General features: G+C 44.9%; 22 protein-coding genes, 1 tRNA gene, 2 pseudogenes and 1 riboswitch. Of the genes and pseudogenes, 8 read left to right on the top strand and 17 right to left on the bottom strand.

What is annotated here, in order from left to right:
* Nucleotides 1-182: 182 nt before the first annotated feature.
* The 3 genes from QME20_RS07825 to prfC form a co-directional block, all read right to left on the bottom strand.
* Nucleotides 183-749, bottom strand: coding sequence for an NAD(P)H-dependent oxidoreductase (locus QME20_RS07825; protein WP_014975958.1), 567 nt, complete (start codon nucleotides 747-749; stop codon nucleotides 183-185).
* A 288-nt stretch (nucleotides 750-1037) separates the two neighbouring features.
* Entirely contained in the window at nucleotides 1038-2768 is a 1731-nt protein-coding gene (argS, locus tag QME20_RS07820) for an arginine--tRNA ligase (RefSeq protein WP_281715730.1), read from the bottom strand.
* Between the two features lie 33 nt (nucleotides 2769-2801).
* Complete coding sequence (prfC, locus tag QME20_RS07815) at nucleotides 2802-4391, bottom strand: peptide chain release factor 3 (RefSeq protein ID WP_014948726.1); 1590 nt, start codon at nucleotides 4389-4391, stop codon at nucleotides 2802-2804.
* A gap of 346 nt (nucleotides 4392-4737) precedes the next feature.
* Between prfC and QME20_RS07810 the strand changes: the two genes are divergently transcribed.
* The 6 genes from QME20_RS07810 (at nucleotide 4738) to QME20_RS07785 (ending at nucleotide 11562) form a co-directional block, all read left to right on the top strand.
* Nucleotides 4738-6231, top strand: coding sequence for a carbon starvation protein A (locus QME20_RS07810; protein WP_168463373.1), 1494 nt, complete (start codon nucleotides 4738-4740; stop codon nucleotides 6229-6231).
* 122 nt (nucleotides 6232-6353) lie between these two features.
* A complete protein-coding gene (locus QME20_RS07805) occupies nucleotides 6354-8045 on the top strand; it encodes a sensor histidine kinase (protein ID WP_156086088.1) in 1692 nt (563 codons plus the stop codon).
* A 2-nt stretch (nucleotides 8046-8047) separates the two neighbouring features.
* Nucleotides 8048-8776: a two-component system response regulator BtsR gene (gene btsR / locus QME20_RS07800; RefSeq protein WP_156086087.1), complete on the top strand. Its 729-nt coding sequence runs from the start codon at nucleotides 8048-8050 to the stop codon at nucleotides 8774-8776.
* 219 nt (nucleotides 8777-8995) lie between these two features.
* Nucleotides 8996-9451 (top strand): MarR family transcriptional regulator, encoded by a 456-nt coding sequence (locus QME20_RS07795; RefSeq protein WP_014948722.1) that lies wholly within the window; start codon nucleotides 8996-8998, stop codon nucleotides 9449-9451.
* Entirely contained in the window at nucleotides 9448-10521 is a 1074-nt protein-coding gene (locus tag QME20_RS07790) for an HlyD family secretion protein (RefSeq protein ID WP_101563754.1), read from the top strand. The genes QME20_RS07795 and QME20_RS07790 overlap by 4 nt, the downstream gene beginning before the upstream one ends.
* 9 nt (nucleotides 10522-10530) lie before the next feature.
* Nucleotides 10531-11562: a DUF2955 domain-containing protein gene (locus QME20_RS07785; protein ID WP_281715729.1), complete on the top strand. Its 1032-nt coding sequence runs from the start codon at nucleotides 10531-10533 to the stop codon at nucleotides 11560-11562.
* Nucleotides 11563-11755: 193 nt separating this feature from the next.
* Here the strand turns inward: QME20_RS07785 and QME20_RS07780 are convergent, their stop codons facing one another.
* The 4 genes and pseudogenes from QME20_RS07780 to QME20_RS07770 all read right to left on the bottom strand — a co-directional run bounded on the left by QME20_RS07780 (nucleotide 11756) and on the right by QME20_RS07770 (nucleotide 13596).
* The gene (locus tag QME20_RS07780) at nucleotides 11756-11947 is read right to left on the bottom strand and encodes a hypothetical protein (RefSeq protein WP_231506428.1); all 192 of its coding nucleotides are present in this window, start codon (nucleotides 11945-11947) and stop codon (nucleotides 11756-11758) included.
* Nucleotides 11934-12149: a hypothetical protein gene (locus tag QME20_RS07775; protein WP_049587705.1), complete on the bottom strand. Its 216-nt coding sequence runs from the start codon at nucleotides 12147-12149 to the stop codon at nucleotides 11934-11936. Before QME20_RS07775 ends, QME20_RS07780 begins: the two co-directional genes overlap by 14 nt.
* Before the next feature lie 30 nt (nucleotides 12150-12179).
* A pseudogene (gene dkgB / locus QME20_RS19705) lies at nucleotides 12180-12317 on the bottom strand (2,5-didehydrogluconate reductase DkgB); the annotation flags it as partial.
* An 80-nt stretch (nucleotides 12318-12397) separates the two neighbouring features.
* Nucleotides 12398-13596, bottom strand: a pseudogene (locus QME20_RS07770) (MFS transporter).
* A 192-nt stretch (nucleotides 13597-13788) separates the two neighbouring features.
* On the opposite strand from QME20_RS07770, the gene QME20_RS07765 reads away from it, so the two are divergent.
* Nucleotides 13789-14685 (top strand): LysR family transcriptional regulator, encoded by an 897-nt coding sequence (locus QME20_RS07765; RefSeq protein WP_014948715.1) that lies wholly within the window; start codon nucleotides 13789-13791, stop codon nucleotides 14683-14685.
* 7 nt (nucleotides 14686-14692) lie between these two features.
* Here QME20_RS07765 and QME20_RS07760 read toward each other — a convergent pair whose 3' ends face one another.
* From QME20_RS07760 to QME20_RS07715, 10 genes are all read right to left on the bottom strand, one after another.
* The gene (locus QME20_RS07760; RefSeq protein ID WP_281715728.1) at nucleotides 14693-15622 is read right to left on the bottom strand and encodes a DMT family transporter; all 930 of its coding nucleotides are present in this window, start codon (nucleotides 15620-15622) and stop codon (nucleotides 14693-14695) included.
* 228 nt (nucleotides 15623-15850) lie between these two features.
* The gene (locus QME20_RS07755) at nucleotides 15851-16147 is read right to left on the bottom strand and encodes a hypothetical protein (RefSeq protein WP_014975948.1); all 297 of its coding nucleotides are present in this window, start codon (nucleotides 16145-16147) and stop codon (nucleotides 15851-15853) included.
* Nucleotides 16148-16275: 128 nt separating this feature from the next.
* Nucleotides 16276-16776, bottom strand: coding sequence for a ribosomal protein S18-alanine N-acetyltransferase (gene rimI, locus QME20_RS07750; RefSeq protein ID WP_281715727.1), 501 nt, complete (start codon nucleotides 16774-16776; stop codon nucleotides 16276-16278).
* Between the two features lie 8 nt (nucleotides 16777-16784).
* Nucleotides 16785-17513 (bottom strand): alanine acetyltransferase, encoded by a 729-nt coding sequence (locus QME20_RS07745; protein WP_187447335.1) that lies wholly within the window; start codon nucleotides 17511-17513, stop codon nucleotides 16785-16787.
* Nucleotides 17514-17806: 293 nt separating this feature from the next.
* Nucleotides 17807-17883 (bottom strand) — tRNA-Trp (locus QME20_RS07740).
* Between the two features lie 211 nt (nucleotides 17884-18094).
* Entirely contained in the window at nucleotides 18095-18946 is an 852-nt protein-coding gene (locus QME20_RS07735; RefSeq protein WP_239238665.1) for a phosphotransferase, read from the bottom strand.
* Nucleotides 18903-19547: a nicotinamide riboside transporter PnuC gene (pnuC, locus tag QME20_RS07730; RefSeq protein WP_014975944.1), complete on the bottom strand. Its 645-nt coding sequence runs from the start codon at nucleotides 19545-19547 to the stop codon at nucleotides 18903-18905. Before pnuC ends, QME20_RS07735 begins: the two co-directional genes overlap by 44 nt.
* Nucleotides 19547-19810 (bottom strand): hypothetical protein, encoded by a 264-nt coding sequence (locus tag QME20_RS07725; protein ID WP_281715726.1) that lies wholly within the window; start codon nucleotides 19808-19810, stop codon nucleotides 19547-19549. Before QME20_RS07725 ends, pnuC begins: the two co-directional genes overlap by 1 nt.
* 17 nt (nucleotides 19811-19827) lie before the next feature.
* Nucleotides 19828-21918, bottom strand: a complete 2091-nt coding sequence (locus tag QME20_RS07720) for a TonB-dependent receptor (protein WP_187447333.1) — start codon at nucleotides 21916-21918, stop codon at nucleotides 19828-19830.
* Nucleotides 21919-21973: 55 nt separating this feature from the next.
* A riboswitch (TPP riboswitch) is annotated at nucleotides 21974-22077 on the bottom strand.
* Between the two features lie 130 nt (nucleotides 22078-22207).
* Entirely contained in the window at nucleotides 22208-22633 is a 426-nt protein-coding gene (locus QME20_RS07715) for a hotdog domain-containing protein (RefSeq protein WP_039233250.1), read from the bottom strand.
* Nucleotides 22634-22692: 59 nt separating this feature from the next.
* On the opposite strand from QME20_RS07715, the gene QME20_RS07710 reads away from it, so the two are divergent.
* Complete coding sequence (locus QME20_RS07710) at nucleotides 22693-24954, top strand: GNAT family N-acetyltransferase (protein WP_281715725.1); 2262 nt, start codon at nucleotides 22693-22695, stop codon at nucleotides 24952-24954.
* The last annotated feature ends 124 nt before the right edge of the window (nucleotides 24955-25078 follow it).

The raw sequence follows: 25078 nt of genomic DNA, 5'->3' as shown, positions 1-25078 counted from the left end.
ATTTTGCAGTAATGATTTGTTTTATAGTAACACGCTAAAAGTTGAATTTAAGCACTCTCAACTAACCGTGCACAAAACTAAAACCTCGAACATTCACCGAAGACTAGCCACGTGTAGATACTGCAATTACAAGGTGGCCAGTCTTTATTTAGTAGGCTTCAAATTTGATTACCTACTTTCAGCTATTTTACTTTGGCGGCAAGCTCGGCAGTTTCTTTACCCAAATTTTTAAGCTGCTTAATCGTCTTTTCATCCGTAATTGCGCCATCTTCCATAAGCGTATTTACCTTCGCAATAGCCTTTTGGTTCGGCAGCACCATAGTACCTAGATTTTCAAGTAACATTCTCAGTACCACCAGCACGCGCATGCCGCCTAGCCCACCAGCAGACGCTGCCATAATTCCAGCCACCTTACCGCGATATGCTTGTAATGGCTTTTCGCCTTCTCCCATGCGCGATGCCCAGTCGATGGCATTCTTTAGCAGTGCGGGATAGCTTGAGTTGTATTCTGGTGAAGCAATAAGAAAACCATCATGGCTCATTAGCAATTCTTTGAACGCCTGTGCTTTTTCAGGCATACCAAACTCGGCTTCCTCATCTTCATTAAACAACGGCATTTGAAAGTCAGCGAGGTCTATAACGGTAACCTCTGCGCCAGCCTCACGTGCGCCCTCTGCGGCAACTTTCATAATAGCTTGGTTGAATGAACCTTTACGGGTACTACCTGCAAATGCAAGGATCTTAGTCATTTGAGTTTCCTGTCGTTAATTTAAGTAGTGTTCTAGTTGTCTGATTTATAGGAAGCTATCGCCCTATCGGTTCTAATCGAAATGTCATACCACTGTACCTGCGGTTACACGCCGCGATTACGAACATTTTAAGTCTCGCTGAGTACGCAATAATCTATGCCCACTGGTATAACGATCACGATTAGCGCTAACGAGCGTTGTAGGGTTGACGCTTATGTTTCGCATAAAAAAAGGCTGACAATCAATGTCAGCCTCTTTGTTATCAATATGTATGTTGTACCGCGAACACTACATTTTTTCTAGTGTTTCGATGCCAAGTAGGGTTAATCCTTGCTCTAGCGTCTTGGCAACCAGAGCTGACAACGCTAAACGGCTATCGCGTACAGCTGGCTCAATACCGTCTTTTAACATCGGGCACGCTTCGTAGAATGACATAAATGCTGAAGCCACATCATAGAGGTAAGTACACAGTACATGAGGCGTGGCTTCACGAGATACTGTACCAATCACCTCTTCAAACTGCATAAGTAATACAGCTAGCGCGTGCTCTTGTTTCTCAGCAATATTGATATCTACTGGCATGGTGGCCATATCCACACCCGCTTTTCTGAACAAGCTTTTCACACGGGTATAGGCGTACTGAAGGTAAGGCGCGGTGTTACCTTCAAAGCTTAGCATGGAGTCCCAATTAAACATGTAATCAGTTGTGCGGTTTTTAGATAGGTCAGCGTATTTCACAGCGCCAATACCCACCTTGTGAGCGACTTCTTTAAGCTCGTCTTCACTTAAATCGTTGTCGCGCTCTGCGATAAGCTTACCCGCACGCTCAACGGCTTCATCAAGCAATTCGACCAGTTTAACCGTACCACCAGTACGCGTTTTAAATGGCTTACCGTCACTGCCTAGCATCATTCCAAATGGGCAATGCTCGTAAGTTTGTACTTCTTTCATAAAGCCCGCTTTACGGCCCACAATTTCAGTTTGCTTGAAGTGTAGTGCTTGGCGAGCATCGGTAAGAATCAGCGTACGGTCAGCATTCAACTTGCCGCTGCGATAGCGCATGGCTGCAAGGTCTGTCGTTGCGTAAAGATAGCCGCCGCCCGACTTTTGAACGATGTAAACCGCAGGGTTACCTTCTTTATCAGCAAGCTCAGGTATAAATACTACCTGCGCACCTTGGTCTTCTACTGCAAGGCCTTTCGCTTTAAGGTCACTGATTACGTTGGGTAAATCGTCGTTGTAAGCCGATTCACCCATAATATCTTTACGGGTCAGGCTTACGTTTAGTTTGTCGTACACTTCTTCAGAATGAGCGATAGACACGTCAATGAACTTTTCCCACAGCGCCAAACACTGAGCGTCGCCGCCTTGCAGTTTAACTACGTATTCACGGGCGCGGTCGGCAAAACCTTCTTCTTCGTCAAAGCGTACTTTGGCTTCGCGGTAAAAGTCTTCAAGATCAGAGAGCGCTGTTTCAGCTACTTCGTCTTGAAGCTTGTCTGACAGGTGCGCAAGCAACATGCCGAACTGAGTACCCCAGTCGCCCATGTGGTTTTGACGAATAACGTTATGGCCCAAGAACTCCAGTACTTTAACCACAGCGTCGCCGATGATGGTAGTACGCAGGTGTCCCACGTGCATCTCTTTGGCTAGGTTTGGAGAAGAGTAATCAACAACAATGTTCTGTTCTTTTGACTTCGCAATGCCTAAACGCGGGTCGGTTAGCGACAGCTCACACTGATTAGACAGCCATTCGTCACTTAAATGAACGTTGATAAAACCAGGGCCCGCCACATCTAGCTTGCTGGCAATATCGTCGAGCTTTACAGTCTCAACAATTTTCTCTGCAATATCGCGCGGCTTTTGCTTAAGCTGCTTGGCTAGCGCCATCGCGCCGTTAAACTGATATTCACCAAATTCAGGTCGAGCGCTGCGCGAAACTGGCACTGGCGCATTTTCTACGCCCATTTCTTGTAGAGCTTCAGTGAAACGGTTAACTAATAGTGCATGTATATTCATAATATATTGTGTCTTTGTTTAATCTTTATTAGCTTAATTTTCGCGCGTGTTCTTGAACTGAATATCAGGGTAGCGCTCTTGCGCTAGCTGTAAATTCACCATAGTAGGTGCGATGTACGTCAAGTTATCGCCGCCATCTAGTGCAAGGTTTTGCTCACCTTTACGGCGGAATTCATCAAGCTTCTTCTCATTGTCAGAGTAAACCCAGCGGGCAGTGCTCACGTTAATATGCTCATAAAGCGCGTCTACGTTGTATTCGGCTTTCAAGCGAGCGACAACTACGTCAAACTGAAGCACACCTACTGCGCCCACAATCAAATCGTTGTTGGCAAGCGGTCTAAACACCTGTACCGCCCCTTCCTCAGAAAGCTGGATCAGCCCTTTCAGCAGTTGCTTTTGCTTAAGCGGATCTTTCAAGCGGATGCGTTTAAATAGCTCAGGCGCAAAGTTTGGAATACCCGTAAAGCGGTAGTTATCGCCTGACGTGAAGGTGTCCCCTATGCGAATGGTACCGTGGTTGTGCAAGCCGATGATATCGCCGGCATAGGCTTCTTCTAGCAATGAACGGTCACCAGCCAAGAAGGTTAATGCATCAGAAATACGCACATCTTTACCTAAACGGCTGTTGCGCATTTTCATGCCTTTTTCGTACTTGCCCGACACAATACGACAAAACGCGATGCGGTCACGGTGTTTCGGGTCCATGTTGGCCTGAATTTTAAATACGAAGCCACTGAACTTACCGTCGGTACTTTCGATAGTCCCCTCTTCGGTTTCGCGTCCAAGTGGCGCAGGTGCCCACTCAACCAAACCGTCAAGCATATGATCAACACCGAAGTTACCTAATGCTGTACCGAAAAATACTGGCGTTAACTGGCCTTCCAAGAAAAGCTCTTGTTCAAATTCGTTAGATGCACCGCGTACAAGCTCAAGCTCGTCACGCAAGGTTTCAGCGAGGTCACTTCCTACTGCAGTATCTAACTCAGGGTTATCTAACCCTTTGATGATGCGCACGTCTTGGATAGTGTGACCCTGGCCGCTTTGATACAAAATAGTTTCGTCGCGGTGAAGGTGATATACACCTTTAAAGCTCTTACCACAGCCAATTGGCCAAGTAATTGGTGCACACAGGATATCAAGCTCGGTTTCTACTTCATCGAGCAGTTCCATAGGATCGCGAATATCACGGTCAAGCTTGTTCATGAAAGTCACAATCGGCGTATCGCGCAAACGGGTGACTTCCATAAGTTTACGGGTTCGGTCTTCTACACCTTTCGCTGCGTCGATAACCATAAGGCATGAGTCAACCGCCGTCAGTGTTCGATAGGTATCTTCAGAAAAGTCTTCGTGCCCCGGAGTATCCAGCAGGTTTACTAAGTGATCGCTATATGGAAACTGCATGACCGAGGTGGTTACCGAGATACCACGCTCTTTTTCCATTTCCATCCAGTCAGATTTAGCATGCTGACCTGACTTTTTACCTTTAACGGTACCGGCAGTTTGCAGGGCGCGTCCGAATAACAATACTTTTTCGGTAATCGTGGTTTTACCCGCATCCGGGTGCGATATGATTGCGAACGTACGTCGCTTTTTAATCTCTTCTAGAAGCTTCTTATCTGACATCAATACTTATCTTCGTTATCTATTATCCCTGTAAATCAATTACTTACAGGCGCGTTTCATAACGGATAAGCAATGCTTTTCCGCGCAAATTCAGTATTGCGGTAAAACGCTTGATACGGCTTGGTAATTAATTGCGCGGATTTTAGCATTTTACTGCACGTAACAGTAGAGCGAAATTACATACTCCCTACCGCTTAATTTGCTATGCGACCACTCACTGCTTTTTTTCATGCATACACACTTTCACATCGTTAACCTATTTCAAACATTGTTGTACACACCGTTTACAACACAAGTGACAGACCCTTTTTATAAACCCTATTTATAAAAATAAGGACAACGCCCTGTGATATTGTTTCTAACTTGCGTAGCCGCGCTTATTGCTGGCTACTTTATATATGGCGCCTTTGTTGAGAAGGTATTTGGCGTCACACCAGCACGCCCCACTCCTGCACATAGCCAAAAAGACGGCGTAGACTTTGTTCCCATGTCTACACCGAAGGTGTATCTCGTTCAGCTTCTGAACATTGCTGGCGTAGGCCCTATATTTGGTCCTATTATGGGTGCACTGTATGGCCCAGCTGCCATGCTTTGGATTGTATTAGGGTGCATTTTTGCCGGCGCTGTTCACGACTATTTCTCAGGCATGCTGTCAGTTCGCAACAATGGCGAATCTGTGCCTAGCTTATCTGGCCGTTATTTGGGCCGAGGCGCTAAGCACTTTATGAACTTGTTCGCTATTGTGCTGCTTCTACTGGTAGGTGTAGTTTTTGTCTCAGCGCCCGCAGGCATGATCACAAATCTCGTTAATGATCAGACATCATGGCATGTTGAAGTTGGCACTATGGTCGCCATTATTTTTGCCTACTATATTTTGGCTACCATTGTTCCCGTAGATAAAATTATTGGTCGTTTTTATCCGTTTTTCGGAGCCCTTCTTATTTTCATGTCGGTGGGATTATTAGCCGCGGCCAGCTATTCTGACCAGCACTCGATACTTAGCCAATTCACGGCAAGTGATATGCTGACGAATTTAAATCCTAACGATATGCCTCTTTGGCCAGCGCTCTTTATCACTATCGCTTGTGGCGCTATCTCTGGATTTCATGCCACCCAGTCCCCGCTTATGGCTCGCTGTATGGAGAACGAGAAGAACGGACGTTTTGTGTTTTTTGGTGCAATGATAGGTGAAGGTGTGATTGCCCTTATCTGGTGTGCCATTGCCCTTTCTTACTTCGACAATTTAGAAGGACTATCGGCAGCTATTACCAATGGTGGCCCTGGAAACGTTGTCTATGCCTCATCATTCGGTCTTTTAGGTGTTGTTGGTGGCGTACTGGCTTTTCTTGGCGTGGTTATTCTTCCTATTACGTCTGGCGACACCGCATTTCGCTCAAGTCGTCTTATCATGGCCGAGTACTTTAACGTTGAACAAAAAGGTATACGTAACCGCTTGTTCATGGCCGCCCCATTGTTTGTGCTTGGCGGTATTCTTACCCAAGTCGATTTCGGCGTTATTTGGCGCTACTTCGGATTTGCCAACCAAGCAACAGCCGTCATGATGCTGTGGACCGCATCTGCATACTTACTAAGACATAATAAACTGCACTGGATAACTACGGTACCAGCAATATTTATGACGGCCGTTTGCGTTACCTTTATTCTAAACAACGACACCTTGGGTTTCGGTATGGCGATGAATGTATCGACAACCATCGGGCTTATCGCATCGCTAATAACCACGGTTTACCTCATTCGAATTTCCAAGGGGAAAGGTGAAGCGCCGCTTGAGCCATCATCTGTGAATGTTGAAAAGCCCTCCCAACCGGTAGACGCGTAACTACCTACACTAAACACGTGTAATATGATGAGCCGCCCTTTATATAGGGCGGCTATTTAATTTGTACTTTTGACATGGGTTATAATGAGGCTCATTTTTAACCGGCGGTAATATTGGCAAGCATGGAACTCATACTTTCGCTACTTCAACAAATGTGTGTGTATCTTGTGCTCGCATATATGCTGAGTAAAACACCGCTTTTTCTTCCTATTCTCAGCATTTCTTCTCATCGCAAACACCGCTACTTGGTGTATGTAGTTTTTTCTTCCTTTTGTATTCTGGGCACGTATTTTGGTCTGCAAATAGACGACGCCATTGCCAATACCAGAGCCATTGGGGCAGTTATAGGAGGATTACTAGGCGGTCCAGTAGTTGGGTTTGCCGTAGGATTGACCGGCGGCCTCCATCGTTATTCATTGGGTGGTTTTACTGATGTTGCCTGCGCTATTTCCACCACGCTGGAAGGTCTTATTGGCGGCCTCATGCACGTTTACTATGTTCGCCAGAACAAAAGTCTAGATCTTTTCAACCCATGGAAAGTTGGTGTCATTACCTTCATAGCAGAGTTGTTTCAGATGGCTATACTGCTTACCGTTGCCGAGCCTTTTGAAAAGTCTTACGCACTGGTCAGCGCTATAGCCGCACCTATGGTCATTGCAAATTCTGTGGGGGCCGCACTTTTTATCAGTATCTTATCTGACAAAAAAACGATTTTTGAAAAGTACTCTGCCACTTTTTCACGACGTGCACTATCCATAGCAGATCGCTCAGTGGGCGTGCTCACATCTGGATTCACCCCAGTTAATGCAGAAAAAGTAGCACGTATTATCTATGAAGAAACGAATGTGGGTGCGGTAGCGATTACTGATAAAGAAAAGATTCTGGCGTTTATCGGAACGGGTGCCGATCATCACCTACCAAACACCCCCATATCGTCATCAAGTACAATGGAGTCACTGAACAATAACAAAATAGTCCATTTAGATGGCGCTGAGCGCCCTTATCAGTGCACATTAAACAAAAGTTGTCCGCTGGGTTCAGTGTTGATTATTCCACTTCACTCAGGCTCTGAGGTGGTAGGTACCATTAAGCTTTACGAACCCAAACGGAAGTTTATGTCGACGGTTACCCTGTCAATGGCAGAAGGTATCGCTCAATTACTGTCAAGTCAGATTGTTTACGGCGCGTATCAGCAGCAAAAAGATCTGCTCTCACAGTCTGAAATCAAGCTGCTGCATGCACAGGTCAACCCTCATTTCCTATTTAACGCGCTCAATACGATTAGCGCTATTATTCGTCGCGATCCCAAAAGGGCCAGAGAGCTCGTGCTAAGCTTGTCACGCTTTTTTAGAATAAACTTAAAGCTAAACACCGCGGTGGTGACACTAAAAGAAGAGATTGACCACGTTAATGCTTATCTGGCAATCGAGAAGGCGCGTTTTGCCGAACGCCTACAGGTTACCATCAAGTGTGACGATGCTGCCATGTCAGCGCTTCTACCAAGTTTTACGTTACAGCCACTGGTTGAGAACGCGGTTAAACACGGTATCGCCCAACGAATAGAGGGTGGGCATTTAACTTTGAATGTACGATGTACAACAGATAACCACATTCACATTCTCGTTGAAGATAATGCTGGCTTGTACAAACCTACAAAAAAACAACACGCAGGTTTAGGGATGGATATTGTAGATAAACGGCTTATTCATCAGTTTGGTCAACGAGCAGGCCTGGTGATCGAGTGTCGAACTAACCAGTTCACTCGGATGTCCTTTTCCATTCCACACACTCACTATCATTCTCATCAGGGCTAACAATGACTAAGAACTCAGCATTTCGCGCGCTTGTTATTGACGATGAACCGCTCGCCAGAGAGGAGCTTTGCCAGTTACTCAACGAAACCAATGAAGTACATGTCTTAGGGGAAGCCGCGAACGCCATAGAGGGGTTGGCATTAATTAAACAACACCGTCCGGATGTTATATTTCTTGATATAGAAATGCCCCAGCTCTCTGGACTCGATATGCTGGCTATGCTTGATTTAGACACCATGCCTTATGTTGTGCTGGTCACCGCATTTGAACAGTATGCCCTTCAGGCATTTGAAGATAACGCGTTTGATTACTTGCTCAAACCTGTGGAACCAGAGCGGCTTGATAAAACAGTTGCCAGGCTTAAAAAGAGAACTCAGCCCCAAACTGACATTGACGCTATTGCCTCCCCCACGTTAGTACATATTCCTTGCGTAGGTCATCAGCGCATATTACTGCTACCCGAATCTGATATTCATTTTGCTTACAGCGATGTGGCGGGCGTACATGTTAGATCGCTAGAACAACAAGCAGACACGCAGCTCACATTGAAAACCTTAGAAGAGAGAACCGCGCTTGTTCGATGTCACCGTCAATACTTGGTGAGGTTATCATGCGTTGCGGAAATTAAACTCCTGGATAATGGCCTTGCTACGCTTCTAATGAAGACGGGAGATTCAGTTCCCGTGAGCCGTCGATATCTCAAAAAGCTAAAGTCGTTATTAACGCTTTAATCACTCCACAAAGGCTGCATTAACTTAAAAAGGACTGAGAGAGTATGCCTGATTTTCGGGCACCGTAAGGAAATTTCCCCATTTTCCTGCTCAATGGAGAGCCTTCCCCCGTTCAATTCACGCTCAACTTGCAAAATCTCTTTCTCATCTCAATGCCATTTACTTAGCATGCTAAACAAATAAAATAGTTAGCATGCTAATTAAATTAACGGTTTTTACATGTCATTTTCAGAACCTATGCCACTTCAACTTATTGCGCTTTTTGCCCGCACTGCGCAAAAGTGCAGAAGAACTGTCACTGAATCGGTCGCTCATCTCGACCTTACAGAGTCAAGATGGCGCGTAATGATTCATATGTCATTACTTGGTGAGGGCTGTACGCAACAGATGGTGGCTGAAAGCTTGGAAATAGAAATGCCTAGCTTAACTCGCACAATTAAACAGCTCGAAACTACCGGGTTAATCAAACGCGTTACAGATACTAACGACAAACGAAGTCGCTTACTTTACTTCACAGATATGGGCAAAGGTCGAATGAATGATATCGAAAGTACATTGATGGCGCTGCGAGATGAAGTGTACGCAGGAGTATCTGAAGAAGAGTTACGCATTATGGCTAAATGTGTTCAAAAAATTGAAGTTAATGCCGCAAAATTATTGGAGTCACTTAAGTGAGTCAACGAACCCCAGATCAGGAATTTGCTAGGTACATAAAGCTGGCTTTAGTCGCTTTTGCCATCTGTTTTATCTACTTTATTATTGCAGATATACGCATGCCAATGACACCACAGGCGAGAGTCTATCATCAGGTCACGCAAATCTCTCCTCAGATAAATGGGCCGATAAACGAGGTGCTTGTCAAAAATAACCAAACCGTCAAGGAAGGGCAGGTTTTATTTGTTATAGATGAGACACCTTACCTAATTGCCCTTGAAAAGGCGCAAATTGATTTGGCAAATGTGGAGTTAGAGAATGCTCAGATAGATGCGAAAGCGGAAGCGATTAGAGCAAAGATAGAGGCTGCATCGGCGGTTTACGACGAACGCAACAGTGAATTTCAACGACTTAATTCCTTAGTTCAAACTAGAGCGGTATCTCAACAAAACGTGGACAAAGCGTACGCGCAACTTAAAAGCGCTGAAGCCGAAATTAGTGCGCTTGAAGCCGATCTAAACCAGCAAGTTGTTGCAAGAGGTAAGCAAGGTGACAAAAATCTAAAATATCTAGAAGCGGTAAATGCGGTTAAACGGGCAGAGTTGAACTTAGCCTATACCAAAATTAAAGCACCGCATGACGGCATAATGGCAAACATGCAGGTAACTCAAGGCACTTATGCTAAACAAAGTACGCCCCTTGCCTCAGTTGTCGATAACACGCTAGATGTGGTTGCAGATTTTCGAGAGAAATCACTCGCCAATGTAAAAGAAGGCATTCGCGCTAACGTCGTTTTTGATGCACTACCGGGTAAAGTATTTGAAGCTAAAGTGGAAGAATTTGAAGCTGGTGTAAGCGACGGCCAACTTGCCGCCAACGGCACCCTTGCAAGCGTTGAAAAGTCGAATCGATGGGTACGAGATGCACAGCGCCAACGTGTCCACATTAAGCTTGAAGAACAAGAAATATCGTTAAGCCACCTCACCAGTGGCGCTCGCGCTACCGTGCAGATAGTTCCAGACAACCCTATTGAAAGTGTGGCAGCGAACATTCAAATTCACTTTATAAGCCTGCTGCACTTCATTTATTAGACTTAAATTATGGATTCACAGCTAAGTAAAAATGATGTCCAGCAGATGCTTAGGATCGCCTCCGGCGCCACGTTGGGCTTTGCTATATCGAAAGCGCTGGATTGGCCTAATCCGATATTTTTTACCTTGTACCCTATTTTGTTGCTTGGACTGGTAGCCGTTTTAAATGGTCACATTATTCGACAATTTCTTGCCGCAACTATCTTTCCGGCGGCGGCTGTTTTAGTGGTATACGGCTTGTTCGGAAGCCACCCATTGCTGATCACGCCGCTAATCGCCATCACTTTCGCTTTTCTGTTTTGGCAAATGAGTAAAGGTACGCTGTATTTATTCGGTGCGTTTTCCCTTGTAGGACTTTCGCTGCAGCTACACTTTGCCAGCTACAGCAGCGATGGAATAGATATCTACGCATTAGTGATATCAAACATCAGTGCAATTCTGTTGGCATTAATAATTGCATTCGCTTTGCATATTGTTTTTCCCGATGAGGAGCCGCGCACGCCTTTACCCAAAGCGGCAAAAGATAAAGCAAGTATTCGCCACGAAGTCATATTATGCACCACTGTCGCCACGCTATCGTTTGCTGTATTTCAAACCTTCGACTTAGTAGATTCGATATCAGCACAAGCAGCAAGTGTATTGATTCTTTTTCCACTGTGTTGGAAAGGAGCCACATTGAGTGGCTGGCAGCGAGCGCTGGGCACGCTAATTGGATGTAATCTTGCCCTGCTCGCCCAGCTCATTTTGCTCAACTACAGTGACACGTTGTTTTTCGCAAGTTTCAGCTTATGGATATTGGTATTTTTCATCAGCCGCCAGCATGTACTTAGCGGTGGTGGTGCTGGCACGGGCTTTGGCGTACTTACCACATTTGGCATTTTGTACGGCCAGTCACTCTCTCCACAACAGGATATTTTTTATAGTGCGCTGTATCGCTTTTCATCGGTAGTCGTAGCTATTGCACTTAGCCTGTGCGTTATTTATGTAGTACACAGTCTACTTAACAAATTCCAGCCTACACGACACCACACGTTTACTTAAAAGACCTGTAGTTATAACGCTTACCGGTTAAAATTTGTGGACGAAAAGTTGATTTGCTACTTCTAGGGCCTGTTGACCTTGAAATGTACTGACCCAATAAAAAAGGCTTCGACGATATCGTCGAAGCCTTTAGGCGAGCAGAGGAAGCCCTTTAGATCGCTAAGGATAGAGAAGGACCTTAATCATTCCGGCTTTATGAAACCGCAACCACTGCCTTTCGTTTGTCTTCTTTTGAAAATTGCAGCGCGTTGTTCAAATTATCGAATTCAAACACGTTAGGTATTTCGACAACCAACGTTTGCGCAGCAACTTGCTCAAGTAGAGCCTCACCGTCTTTCACCAAACGCTGCCACTGTGACAAATCGCCATAATCATGCAGCGACAACAACACCCGCACCGTCCACACCGGGAATATACCCTTTTTCCCAGTCGCGCGGGTTATCATCGATAAACTTCCAGTCAACTGGGTTAATGCCAATAGCATAGTTGCGCACGACAATACGCCCTGCCTTTGGCTCAGAAAACTCGCGTACCTGCTGTACCAGTGATGCGCCAGCTTGCTCAAATTGCCAAACGTTAGCTTGCATAAACGCTCCTTAACACAGTGATTTTTCCGATTAGTCCCACGCAGGTGAAAAATCTGGGTTAGCTTGACGGTCGCCACAATCTAGCGCGTCAATCTTTGCGATATCGTCAGCGCCTAAGGTAAGTTCAAGCGCTTTGAAATTGGTTTCCAGGTTCTTGCGCTTAGTCGTTATCTAGCGGAAGCTCTACACCTACTGAGAACGTGTGTTGTGCAAGCTTATCAAAGGTATTTGTCGTCATTATGACCTCCCTACGCGCTCGTTGTGTTATTCGCCGTATTCGCAGTACTGAGTGCGCGCTTGTCTAAGTAGCCGCTGTAACGTGTAACAAGTAACGCTGCAACAGAAATGATTGCGCCAATCCATGCGGTATCAGATAACTGCATGCCGTCTACAATTGCACCGCCCAGAATTGAACCCACTGCTATGCCAATGTTAAATGCCGCGATATTTAAACCTGAAGCGACATCAACAGCATTAGGGGTAAACTTCTCTGCTAATTGAACAACGTACACCTGAAGTCCCGGAACATTGCCAAAGGCAAAGGCGCCCCACACTAAAACGGTGATCACTGCGGCAACTTTACTGCCCATGGTAAACGTCAGGGCAAACAAGATGACTGCAAGGGCTGAAAAGATGATAGTTAACGCGCGGATTGGGCCTTTTTTGTCAGCAAGCTTGCCGCCATAAATATTGCCTACCGCGACAGATACACCGTAAACCAGCATAATTAAGCTGATGGCTGAGGGCGCAAACCCCGCCTCTTCCTGCAATATAGAAGCGAGATAGGTGAATGCCGTAAATGTGCCGCCATAGCCCAATATCGTCATTAGATACACTAATACCAGACGAGGCTGAACCAACACTTTCATTTGTTCACTCAAGGTGGCCGGTTTACTTTGTTTAAGATTGTTCGGTACCAGCAACGCACTGCCTATTAGCGCAAGTGTGCCAAGCGCGGAAACCACAAGGAAGGTTGCTCTCCAACCGAAGTTTTGACCAATCCAGGTACCCAAAGGTACGCCAGTAACCAAGGCTACAGTTAAGCCCGTAAACATAATGGCAATAGCACTGGCTTCTTTTTCTTTCGCCACTAGCCCTGTAGCAATAGTTGACCCTATGGAAAAGAACACACCGTGCGCTAAGCCTGTCAAAATGCGAGCTAAATTTAGCTCTCGTAGCTAGGCGCTTGCCAAGCAAGAATATTACCAGCCACAAATAGCGCCATTAAGCTAAGCAGAACATGCTTTCTATTCCACTTTCCCGTAAGGGCGGTAAGAACCGGTGCGCCAACGGCAACACCAACGGCGTACACGCTTACAAGTAAGCCTGCGCTCGGTAACGTAACGCCAAGATCAGTAGCAATGGTGGGGACAAGCCCCACTATCACGAACTCTGTTGTGCCAATAGCAAACGCACTTAACGTTAACGCAAATAATGCAATAGGCATTTCAATTATCCTCAAAAAGTAATTAACGAGATGGCTTGATTAACAACGCCACCATTGGCTTCTAGAACGAACAACTACACCGTTTTTTGAAAGCCATTAATAAAGTGCGTACAGTTTGACGATAAATTTATTTGCAAAAAACAGCACTAATGACAAAATACTTTTGCGATATTTGAAAATATAAGGTGTGCGATGCCAGTCTCATCAAAAACTGAAGATTTAGAAGCGTTCCTAACCGTTGTGGATACAGGTAGTTTTTCCAGTGCTGCCAATCTACTCAATCAGCAGGTTGCAAAAGTGAGTAGAGCAGTTACCCGTCTTGAAGATGGCTTAGATGTAACCCTATTGAATCGCACTACCAGAAGGCTGGAATTAACAGAAGAAGGTGAGCTTTTCCTGCAATATGCCAGAGACGGGCTAAATATATTAGAAAAAGGTGAAGAAGCATTACGGCTATTAAAACGCGCCCCTTCTGGAAAACTTCGGGTTGATGCTGCGAGCCCCTTTGTGTTCCACCAGCTAGCGCCGTTAGTGGGTGAATTTCGAGAAGCATTTCCTGACATAACACTCGATATCACCAGTCACGACAGCATTATCGACCTGTTGGAACATAAAACCGATATCGCAATACGTATTGGTGATTTAAGCGACTCTAACTTGCACGCTCGACGTTTAGGAAAAAGTAAGCTGCATATTGTGGCAAGCCCACAGTATCTTGAAAAATATCCCATATCTGAAGGTGAGGATGGAATTAGCACGCTAAACAAACACAAACTGATTGGTTTTAGCGACTCACCAAGTCTAAATAAATGGCCGCTCAAGCAAGATATTAACTTGCAGTACAGTCTTCGTGCGTCAAGCGGCGAAACTATTCGCCAGCTGTGCTTGGCAGGTCAAGGTATCGCGTTACTTTCTCACTTTATGGTACACAAAGATATCAGTGCAGGCTCGCTGGTAGCGCTATTTCGCGACGATATCGTCAGTCCAAACCGCAGAGAGTCGGTACAAGCGGTATACTATAAAAATAGTGCAGTATCGTCTCGTATCTCTGCGTTTTTAGATTTTATACAGCCTCGACTAACTCTTTAACTTACCTTTATTTCGCGTGGCCTTTACCTAATATCTTTTTAAGTGTGCTTTGAGGAAGGCCATTTACTATTAGCGCAGCTATCATCAATATTGCACCGGCCATAACCATAGGCAGCAGCGTTTCTTTAAGCAATATCACAGAGCTTACATAACCCACTATCGGCGTGAGTGTACTAATAAGAACAATTTTATCTGGGGGTAATTTAGGCCCCGCCGCTACCATGAGGCCAAAACCGAGACCCGTTGCCACTGGCCCAATGTACGCCAATAGTAACCAATCGCTTATATCGTAAGCCCCAAAATTAGGTGTTGGTTCAACTATCAGTGCAATAGCAAGCATGGCGAAACCTGCGATGGTAAACTGCCAGAAGACAGCTTCAATGACGCTTCCCTTCCACTTATGAAAAGACACTCTTCGAATAGCGACCGCCCACAATGCAGATGCCAGCAACATACTAAAGAGCGGTAGCCATGCGCCCGGTTGTCCCGAAGCAAATAAAATCATTGCACAGCCAATGGTAGATATACCGGTTAGAATTAATCGCTTAGAAGGCGGACGTTGCCGATACCATAGAGTGTCGATAAGCAGCATCCAAAGCGGTGTAGTGTAAATAAGAATACTGGCCGTGCCGGCAGGAATAAACTGCAGTGAGACAGTAATAAGCCCCATTGATAGGATAAACTGGAAAAAGGCAACGACAAACACCACCGAGCGATCTTTACGATTGAGCACCGGTAAACGTTTTTTGGTGATAAGTACAAACAGCGCGAGTACGGGAAGGCTTAACAAGAAGCGCAAGCACACCATCCATACAGGCCCTACAATCTCAAGCCCTAATTTCATGCCTGGCCAGTTAAGTCCTAAACACAACACCGCAACCAAAAGCATTTTAATGCCTTTTGATTGCTCTTTTTCCGCCACCGATGATGAAGACATGCGTTTTAAAAAATCCAATTACACGAACTGCGTTAAGAGAAGTTTCTACCGCCTGGTAAGCTGAATGTAGGCGGAGAATTTTGAGGGCGCAAATATAAGTGAATTAGCAAGGGATTAAAACCTTCCTGACCGTGCAAAGACGCCAATTTATCGACCAAATGGTCAACTTTTTAAAACCTTGTGGAAACTTTGCTATACGGGTGGTTAATCACTGATAAACACTATGACTTATAGGTACAATGCAACAGACAGCAGCTTCCGCTCCCCTTTTTCTATTTTGCTAACGCTGTGCATGTACTTATCTGGCCGAAAAAAGTAAATGCGGTTAAAGAGATTAAAGATGACTTTCTCTGCCCAAAATTGACCGCCGCGCTTCGGCTTTTTTAGTACTACATTAAATTTAAAGTAACGCCCGCTGCCCATAGGGTCATTATGTTCTAACACGCTATGACCCTCTTTGTAGGTAACCACATTTATAGCAAATCGTTTTGATGAGATTAAAGCCTTGTTGAGCACTTTAGCCATGCTATTTCTACCTTGATTGATGGGGACGTGTTCTAATTTAAACACGCACGGCTATGGTCTGGAAGCGTATGCTGAGTTCAGATAATGCTTTGATATACGCGAAACGTATATGCCTAGGATTACAAACACTAGGCTAAGGTGGGATTTGTCCACTTCATGATTTTAGCGTTTTCTTTTTGTGCGCTGTTTCCATTACTCTTGTCATGCCCGTTATCATTATTTTTTACGGTGTAATAATTTTTGCGGGTTTCTATATGCTGAAACCCCGAGCTCTCATAAAGCGCAATAGCAGTATGGTTACTTTCACGCACTTCTAGCCACATTTCACGCATTGCATTTTTTACCGATGTCTCAATGACAAAATCAACTAAAGCGCGACCTACCCCCTTGCCTCTTGCGCCACTGTCTACCGCAATATCCATCAGCGTAGCTTCATCAACGACTTCAAGCATGATGGCATAGCCAACAATCTTGTCATTTTCAAAGGCAAACACCCCATAATAGGGTTTGGTGAAACAATCCGCGAAGGTACTTAGTTTCCAAGGCGACACTTGTGCCTCTTGATGGATAGCATGCGCAAGTTCAATGTGCTCGTTAAAGCCTTGTGGCGGTACGATTGTTAAATTCATCGACGCGACTACTGGCCGTTAGCGGAGTGGTTTAATTCGCGTGCTGCGCTGATAAGCTGCGCCCACAGTTCCCGTTTCTGCACAGTTGAGAGTTTTAGCGGTGTGGCTGGCAATACAATGGCCGTTTCGGTTACCGATAGCGCACGGCCAATCATTATGGTGTTAGCCCACTGTGACGGTATACCCAACTGAACACAGGCTAGCTGCAAGTCCTTCAGCCATTGCTGTGATTTAGCTTTCTGTTCGGCACTTAACGGGATACCTTCAGGCGATACCGGCCCTTTTGCGCCAATAGACTTTGTTAAAGACTCTTGCGAGGTAACCGCATTGTCGAAAGACGGCGAAATGTTGTGTGACTGTGAAGCACCTGTTTCGCTTTGCCCTGCTTTCCCGTCATTGTGCGACCCGCCAGGTGGGGAAAGTTTTGCTGCCCCGCCGTCTTTAGGCTTAGCCTTATCTTTCGCGCTACTGCCAACATTTGCTCTCAACTGAGCAAGCCGTGATTGCTTTTCTTCTTGAGATATTGGCTTTGAAGGCGGCTTATTGGTTTGAGCGTTTTGGCTGTAGGGTAACTGTGTCGATGAACTATTTGTACTGCCGACGTTGCGTTGTGCTGCATTGGCGTTGTTTTGTTTCGCTTGGTCTTCCTGCTTTAGCTCAGTGTAGGCGTCTTTGGTGATCCAAACAGGGATCCCCATTTCCTGTAAAACCGCCTGCTGATATGAAGTAAGAGACATTGCGTAAAAACACCTAACGTGAATAGTTCATTATATTTGTTTAGTTTACTAAAGTTGCAGGCTTGGTTGAATAACTATCGCGTTCTTTTGCTTGGATTGTACTTGCTCTTTGATGCTCAAGCGTTGATTCTTAAGTATTATTCGCGAATTTATAATGCCTAGCCCTTGGTATAAGAGGAAATAAAACAGCTGCAGCAAATTAAGCACTAGCAACAGAAACCAATAAAATTTAAGAAGAATTTAACAAAGAAACGATTTAGGATTTGAACGTAAACGTTCACAAGAAGAGAAAGTGGCAGGGGTGGAGGGACTCGAACCCCCAACCATCGGTTTTGGAGACCGCTGTTCTACCAATTCGAACTACACCCCTAGCGCGCTGTGCATTATACGGATGACATTAAAAAGGTAAAGCCTTTTTATCACTACCATGCACTGCATGCTTAATTAACACGCAATGCGCTGTTTTTTCAATCGAATAACACCAAATAGGCTTTATCCATCACCTGTGTTTTGTCTTATTGCTCGCTGTTAAACCGACTTCTATGCAGCGTCACTTTTAAATGCGGAGCAGTTTATGACAATTAGACCTTATTGGCGTTAAGCGCAGCAAACCACAGGTCATTAGTGATAGCGACAATCTCGGTGTGCAGATCAAATTTCGCTATCGCGTCGTGCTCATCGATATTCATTAGCTTGGCGTAATGTTTAACGAGCTCTCTACTTTCATTGATTTCAAGTTTATTGATAAGGCAGCAACTTGCTAAATCGAAGTAGCGGTTTCCCATGGCGGCATATTCCCAATCAATAATTTTGAGTGAGTTATCTGCGCTCAGTAATAAGTGATTTGTTAGCAAGTCATTATGACATAACACATAGTCGTCATCGTCTTGTTCACTTTTTATTACTTGTTTCCGCAATGATTGGGCTTTTAGATAAAGCTCACTGCTCATATCGAGCTGTGCAACATTAATATAATGCTGCCATCTTGATGCTAAATCTAATGGCCTAGCGGTAATGGGCAAAGAATGAATACGAGCGAGGGTGTTGGCCAGCTCAAGCATTGAAAGCGTCGCACTGTCACTGTGCTCTAGCCACTGCTCAACCCAGATGGTTTCATCATCGCTTAACCATATAGGTTGCGGCGCTACTCCCAACCTATAAAGCTGTTGCTGCAAAGCAAATTGGTGCGCACGATTAACCCCACTAAAGTCATCATCGCCCATCCATTTCACCGCTAAGTCGACAGGGTTATGAGCCGACTTTAGTTGCCCACTACTTTGAAGATTATTTGCTATCAAGGCTAACTGACTATCTGCGAGCTCTTGAACGCGGTAAACGTGATTTACCGCTCCAGCAGGGTGTGACGAAATTTTCGCACTGTCGCTAAGATTAAGCGCCTTTTGCAGCGTGGCGATGATATCCAACCTGTTCACCTTGTTTTTTATATTGTACTAGCCACTGGTAATACCCAAATACCGCAAAACCAACATAGCCTAAGAACAGGCAAGCAGATAATGCATAACCCACTTGCAGGTATAAATAGGCGGACGCTAAATTGATGAAAAACCAATAAACCCAGTTTTGCAGGATTTTATGCGCCACCATAAATGTTGTGACTACACTCAATAAATTAATGCTCGCATCTAATAGTAGGTACTCACTATTGAACTGTGAGCCTGCCACCTCAGACAGAACCCAAGCGAGCAATAACATACTCGGCACAATGAGCAAATGAGCCCAGAACGGCCAATGAAGCACTGGCTTAACATCGCCATCTTCCGCTCCTTTCGACCACTGATAATAACCGTATCCCGCCATTATCATATAAAAGAAGTTAAGCGCAGACTGAAATGGCAAAGTCACCTGCCAAAATAGCCAGGTGTAAATTGCGGTACTCACAAAAGCGCACAGCCAACACCAGCTGTTCTGTTTTGCGGCTAACAGCACATAGGCAATAGCGAGGACAACCGCTACCCACTCTAAAAGCGAAGTAGCGGCAATTTGTGAGGTAAACTCAGAAAAAAAGCTAGCCATTAAGATGATTTTCTAGATTGCATGGCATCGAAGTTTAAGAACTTGGCCACGAAAATAGCTTGCCCCACTTCTTCATGGGTTCTTTGTATTTCTTCACCAAGTACTTTCATAACCACACCATAGTCACCTGTAACCTGCGTGCTGGTTGAACTTGTTGAAACTGCAATATCACTATAGCTATTTAACCTATCAATGAAATCTTGAATAGGTGGAATGTATTCGTTAACCAATGGGTACAACGACAGTTCAACCATAACTTGCATGTCTGTTTCCTTTTATTTTAAAACGCGTACTTAACAGTAACGCCAAACTGACGACCGTTACCTATTTGGTAATATGGCTCATCGAAAGCATACTCATCGCGAGGGTCGTTGCTGAAACCACCGAACCCACGGGTGTAGTACTCACGATCAAACGCATTTTGTACCCACAGTGATGTCTGCCAATCACCGTGTAGCACCACAATCTCCGAATTAACCAGCGTAGTACTTGGCGAGGTTACATCATGGCCGTCAGAAAAACGGTATTCGCTTTTGTAATCTACATCTACACGCCAAAGCATGTTATCTGTAAGTGCGTACTCACTATACAGGTTTGCGGTCCACTTAGGTGATTGAGCCTGTCTTTGCTCAGACACTTCAGTACCGTCTGCAAGCGTATACCCTTCAAAGGTAGCGCTTAGGTAACCAACACTTGCATCAAGCTGCCATGCATCACTAGCAATCCAGCTAAGCTCTAGCTCGGCTCCTTTGTTTGTTCCTAAATCAGCATTATCAATAATATCTACGAACCCTGCCGTACCGTCATCACGAGTGATAACGTCAAAATCGCTCACCTGAGTATCTTTTCTATCCATATAGAAAATTGCAGCGCGAGCAATTAGGTCAGGTGTAAATAATGGGCCCTTAACGCCTACTTCGTAGTTCCAGTTATACTCTTCGTCGAAGAATCGCTGATTGTCATTCACGCGGCTGTCGGGGTTAAAACCTGCACCTTTATATCCGCGTGAAATACTGCCGTAATAGAAGTGATCGCCCTGTGTATACTGAAGCGCGATTTTCCCGCCTACCATGGTGGTGTCGAACGCGCGAGTAAGCTGGTTGTTATCAGCGTAATCAAAATCGTAGTTTTCTACTCTTAACCCTGCTACAAGTACTAAATTTTCGTTCAAACGACTTTCAGTCTGAGCATAGATAGCGGTCGTCGTAGGCGTGTATTCACTGGCAAAGTCACTATCCAAATAAGTGTACTGACGTAGCAGCTTTTCTTCCGTGCTTTTATAAAATACGCCTATTGTCCAGTCAGTCATACCATCAAAAAGTGCGGCACTGTCAGAGGACACGAAACGCATCTCGCCGGTCTGTGTTTCTACATCACGAAAATAGGCGTCAAAAGACGTATAACCCCACGGGTGAAACCCTGTGAATGTCCAGTCTTCATCGTAGCCATAAGCAATATTGTGAGAAGCATGGGTGGCAATTAGAATAAAGTCGCCCGCTGCTGTATTGGTTGTAGAGCGCGCGCTAACAGCGTGGGTTTGGTGTTCGTCAAATCCTGGTTCATCAGACAGCGTTTTGTTGTCATTGTCTAGCGAGAATGCATCGTAACCGTTATCGATATCGTACCAGCGATAAGTAAGTGCAAGTGTGGTTCGCTCATCTACGCTGCCTTCAACGGCAAAGCGCAGTGCGGTTTCATCGATATTCGCGGTATCGCTTCTATTTAAGAACGTATTTTCTACAAAGCCATCACTGCGATTATGAACCAGCGCAACACGATAGCCCCAATCCGTGTTGATATCATCACCAGTGGCGCCTTCAATACGGTAACTCTCTTTGTTCCCAATGCGGGCTTCAACGTAGTCTGGGGCGTCGCTACCCACGTCATTACTGGAGAGTTTAACCGCTCCGGCCAATGCACCTGTGCCGTATAAGGTAGCCTGAGGTCCGCGATATACCTCTAGTTGTTTAGTATCAAAAATAAGACCTGCCGCAGCAAGGCCTGAAAAATCAAATTCATCGACGATAAAGCTTACAGAAGGATTGATAGGCTCGGCGAACTGACTACGCTCTCCAATACCGCGAATTTGCACGAAGCGGCCGCGAGACGCACCAGCTGCAAAGTTTACGTTTGGAATACTGTTTAGCACACTGTCGATATGGCTCGGCTGTCTACTGCGAAGACGCTCTTGATCTAAAATGGTCGCGCTAGCACTTAACTGGTCGAGTGTAGTTTGACGAAAATCACCAGATACGATGACGCGCTCAATATCTGATGGCGTGCTATCTGAAGTGTTACTTACATTGGTTTGTTGCGCATAGGCCGCAACGGAACTAGCAAGCAGTGAAAGTGTGAAAAGTGTTTTATACATGGGATCTCTTATTCTTATTTAAGAAAAAAGATCCGGGTCTAACGGCAGGTGATAAGGCTATATTGTGAACCATCCCTACGCCGGTATTATCCGGATCAGGTTTAAGGGTTCCCACGAATGTGGATCTCAGACCGAAAACGGACACCCCTTGGTATAGTGTTGCGCTGCTCAAACTAGCAAACTCAACTTCTGCGACGGAGTCTACCAGTTCGATACACGCCGTCAAGCAGATAAGACGTTAAGCTAACGTAAGGTTTTATATATGATATAAGGCGTTGAAAGCTGAGGGCTATTCAGCGTCAATATTCATATTTAGGCGACGTACTTCATCGTCAGTTTGTGCTTTTAAAACTTCCAACGTTTTGCCGTGTGCCGTCGGTTGACGCGTATCAGGGTCAACCTTTACGAAAACGATATCGTCTGCAAAACAGATGGTTTTCTTGGTTGCTTTGTTGCGTACCAAGCAGCTTACGGTAATAGACGTACGGCCTACAGCTTTAGTTTCTAGACCAAACTCTACGATATCACCCTGCATAGCCGGTGATTCGAAACTAATTTCACCAATATGCTTAGTTACCAAGCAATTAGTTTCTAGCTGACAAATAGCCCAAATTGCAGCTTCTTCGTCTATCCATTCTAACGCGCGGCCACCGAACAAAGAATTGGCGTAATTAAGGTCGTTTGGCATAACTAGACGCCGAGAAAGAAAGCGCATTCGAATTCCTCATAATAAATCGCTACTATAGCGTTAGATTATACCGAAAAAACTGATTCATGGCGCTAACTCAATTACGCGAATGGCTATTAGCCCCCTACTTTGAAAATAGCGGCGAAAATGGCTGCAAAAAAAGCTCTCACGCTTCGCACTTATCAAACGTGACTTGCCCGCTTCACCGGAGAATGCTTGTAATATCTGGCAATGATGATTTTTGTGAAGCTGCCATACGTAGCGTTCAAGCCTTTGTAGATGAAGTCTCATCTATAAGCGTTGTGAATTTTGCTGGCGATACACTTAAGGGAAAGAACCGCAAACAAGTGCTGGGGAGCGAATGTGACATTGCCACATTAGACTGTCGCGATTCATTCAAACCTGGCGACGTGATGGCAGTGGCGGGTATCGTTAAACGCAGTGGTTGTTTAATACTTATTTGCCCTGTATTGAGTGAATGGGTTAACAATATTTCGGTCTCGTTCCTGTCGGAGGGGTTTACGCTTAAACAGAGTCGATACCTCGAACGTTTTATAAAGCACCTGCGCAACAACGACTACGTGGCATTTCACACTGAAGAAAAAACCACGCTTCCAGATACGGCTATGTACCGCATTAGCCAAGGCGTAACATCAAACGTCTATAGAGGCTCACTATTTAAATCAGAAGAGCAAGAGCAGGCATACAGTCGTTTATATCAAGCACACTCACTTAATAAACTAAACGCGCTAATTACTGCCCCAAGAGGCAGAGGCAAGTCATCATTATTAGGTATATTCATTGAAAGCCTAATCAGACAGGGTAAAAATGTACTATTAACCAGTGAACGCTTTGATAATGTGAAGAACGTGCTTTCACGTATTCAACAGTACGAAATAGCAGGTGTCAGAACACAACAACAATCCACCGCTAACATTCAAACCCAACTAATCCTTGGTGATAAGAATGAGGCAGCGACGTTTGGCAGTGTAAAATGGGTGCCCCCTGACAGTGCCTTGTTATATACCACAGAAGATGAAAAGTACGACGTTGTAATTGTTGATGAAGCGGCTTCAATCCCCCTCCCGGATGTATACCGGATCATAGCCAACCACAAGCAGTGGGTGCTTAGTACTACGCTTTTGGGTTATGAAGGTTCAGGCAGTGGTTTTATTCACAAACTCATCCCTAGTTTACCGCCATCAGCTATCCATTTAAGACTATCAACGCCGTTACGATGGTTCGAACATGATCCCATTGAAGCCTTTTTCAATACGACTTGTTTATTTGAGGACAGAGATGCGGCGCGCAATATTGGCGAGATTAATTTCAAAAACAGTATTAACCCACCGATAGATTACGATTTTTCCATAAGTTCGTTTAAAAGCATTTCCGAAGACGCGCTTCAGCAAATAATGTCGCTACTTTCATTAGCCCATTATCAAACTACGCCCGATGATTTTATGCGCTTGATGGATAGCCCGGATGTACTTGTTGCCATACTTAAATTCAACGACAACGTGATAGGTGCTGCAATCATAAACGCTGAAGGTAGCGACTACCTGAACGATAGCGCATTGGGGATTGCGTCTGGAAAGCGTCGTCCTAAAGGGCATTTAGGTGCACAGCGACTTGCTCTGTTGTCTGCTGATGCAAAAACAGCAACGTTTAGATATTGGCGTATTAACCGTATTGCCGTCGATACGCTTGCGCAGAGTAAGGGTATGGGCAGTTACTTGCTACAAAGAGTTAGTGATGAAGCCAAGAAGCAAAGTATTGACGCTATCTGTACTTCTTATGGAACGACACAAAAGTTAGACAGTTTTTGGACAAGAAATGGATTTGAGATTGTAGACTATGGGCGAAAGCCTAATAAAGCCAGTGGCGAAACCAGTGCACTAGCGTTATATCCTCATTCCAACAGAGCAAAAAAACTGCTTTCTGAATTGGTAGCGCTAAAAGAGAGCTTTAAATTCGATAACCAGTTAGACAACGTGCCCATTAGCATACTGACAATCTATGTAGAAAAGTTAGTACATTTTACCCAAGGCACACGCACTTTAGATGATGTTTGGCCGATATTACATAAAATTGCGCGTTATGCGGAGACTCACCCTACACCAAGCGCAAATACTCAACTGAACAAGCCAAATAACACAATACTGTATACGCTATGGCGTCTTGTTGAAATCATTAACACGAAGCGCTTTCTCAGAAAAGTACTTACACATTCAGATATGAATGCGAAGCAACTTGTTTCTAAATTTAACAAAGAAAACCTAAAAGCAAGTGGGTTAAAAGAAGTCACTATTGTTATAAGAGAAGCACTTCTGCCTGCTTTCAAATAATAGAAAGTCTGTAGCCTGAAAATACAAATAATCAGCTTGGCGTAGAGCCACTATACCTGCGTTAACAAGTCGCGATTACGAACATTTTAAATCTCGTTGAGTGTCTAATGACCAATGCGGACTG

Source organism: Alteromonas sp. CyTr2, assembly GCF_947311905.1.
In the GTDB taxonomy this organism is placed as follows: Bacteria; Pseudomonadota; Gammaproteobacteria; order Enterobacterales; family Alteromonadaceae; genus Alteromonas; species Alteromonas macleodii.
Note: the sequence above shows the minus strand (reverse complement) of the source record. Positions and strands in the feature narration are given on the sequence as shown.

Bases quoted from the DNA above. Each gene is read 5' to 3' on its own strand.
- QME20_RS07825 (WP_014975958.1), bottom strand. From the start codon at position 749: ATGACTAAGATCCTTGCATTTGCAGGTAGTACCCGTAAAGGTTCATTC.
- argS (WP_281715730.1), bottom strand. From the start codon at position 2,768: ATGAATATACATGCACTATTAGTTAACCGTTTCACTGAAGCTCTACAA.
- prfC (WP_014948726.1), bottom strand. From the start codon at position 4,391: ATGTCAGATAAGAAGCTTCTAGAAGAGATTAAAAAGCGACGTACGTTC.
- QME20_RS07805 (WP_156086088.1), top strand. From the start codon at position 6,354: ATGGAACTCATACTTTCGCTACTTCAACAAATGTGTGTGTATCTTGTG.
- btsR (WP_156086087.1), top strand. From the start codon at position 8,048: ATGACTAAGAACTCAGCATTTCGCGCGCTTGTTATTGACGATGAACCG.
- QME20_RS07795 (WP_014948722.1), top strand. From the start codon at position 8,996: ATGTCATTTTCAGAACCTATGCCACTTCAACTTATTGCGCTTTTTGCC.
- QME20_RS07785 (WP_281715729.1), top strand. From the start codon at position 10,531: ATGGATTCACAGCTAAGTAAAAATGATGTCCAGCAGATGCTTAGGATC.
- QME20_RS07775 (WP_049587705.1), bottom strand. From the start codon at position 12,149: ATGCAAGCTAACGTTTGGCAATTTGAGCAAGCTGGCGCATCACTGGTA.
- QME20_RS07765 (WP_014948715.1), top strand. From the start codon at position 13,789: ATGCCAGTCTCATCAAAAACTGAAGATTTAGAAGCGTTCCTAACCGTT.
- QME20_RS07760 (WP_281715728.1), bottom strand. From the start codon at position 15,622: ATGTCTTCATCATCGGTGGCGGAAAAAGAGCAATCAAAAGGCATTAAA.
- QME20_RS07755 (WP_014975948.1), bottom strand. From the start codon at position 16,147: ATGGCTAAAGTGCTCAACAAGGCTTTAATCTCATCAAAACGATTTGCT.
- rimI (WP_281715727.1), bottom strand. From the start codon at position 16,776: ATGAATTTAACAATCGTACCGCCACAAGGCTTTAACGAGCACATTGAA.
- QME20_RS07745 (WP_187447335.1), bottom strand. From the start codon at position 17,513: ATGTCTCTTACTTCATATCAGCAGGCGGTTTTACAGGAAATGGGGATC.
- pnuC (WP_014975944.1), bottom strand. From the start codon at position 19,547: ATGGCTAGCTTTTTTTCTGAGTTTACCTCACAAATTGCCGCTACTTCG.
- QME20_RS07725 (WP_281715726.1), bottom strand. From the start codon at position 19,810: ATGCAAGTTATGGTTGAACTGTCGTTGTACCCATTGGTTAACGAATAC.
- QME20_RS07720 (WP_187447333.1), bottom strand. From the start codon at position 21,918: ATGTATAAAACACTTTTCACACTTTCACTGCTTGCTAGTTCCGTTGCG.
- QME20_RS07715 (WP_039233250.1), bottom strand. From the start codon at position 22,633: ATGCGCTTTCTTTCTCGGCGTCTAGTTATGCCAAACGACCTTAATTAC.
- QME20_RS07710 (WP_281715725.1), top strand. From the start codon at position 22,693: ATGGCGCTAACTCAATTACGCGAATGGCTATTAGCCCCCTACTTTGAA.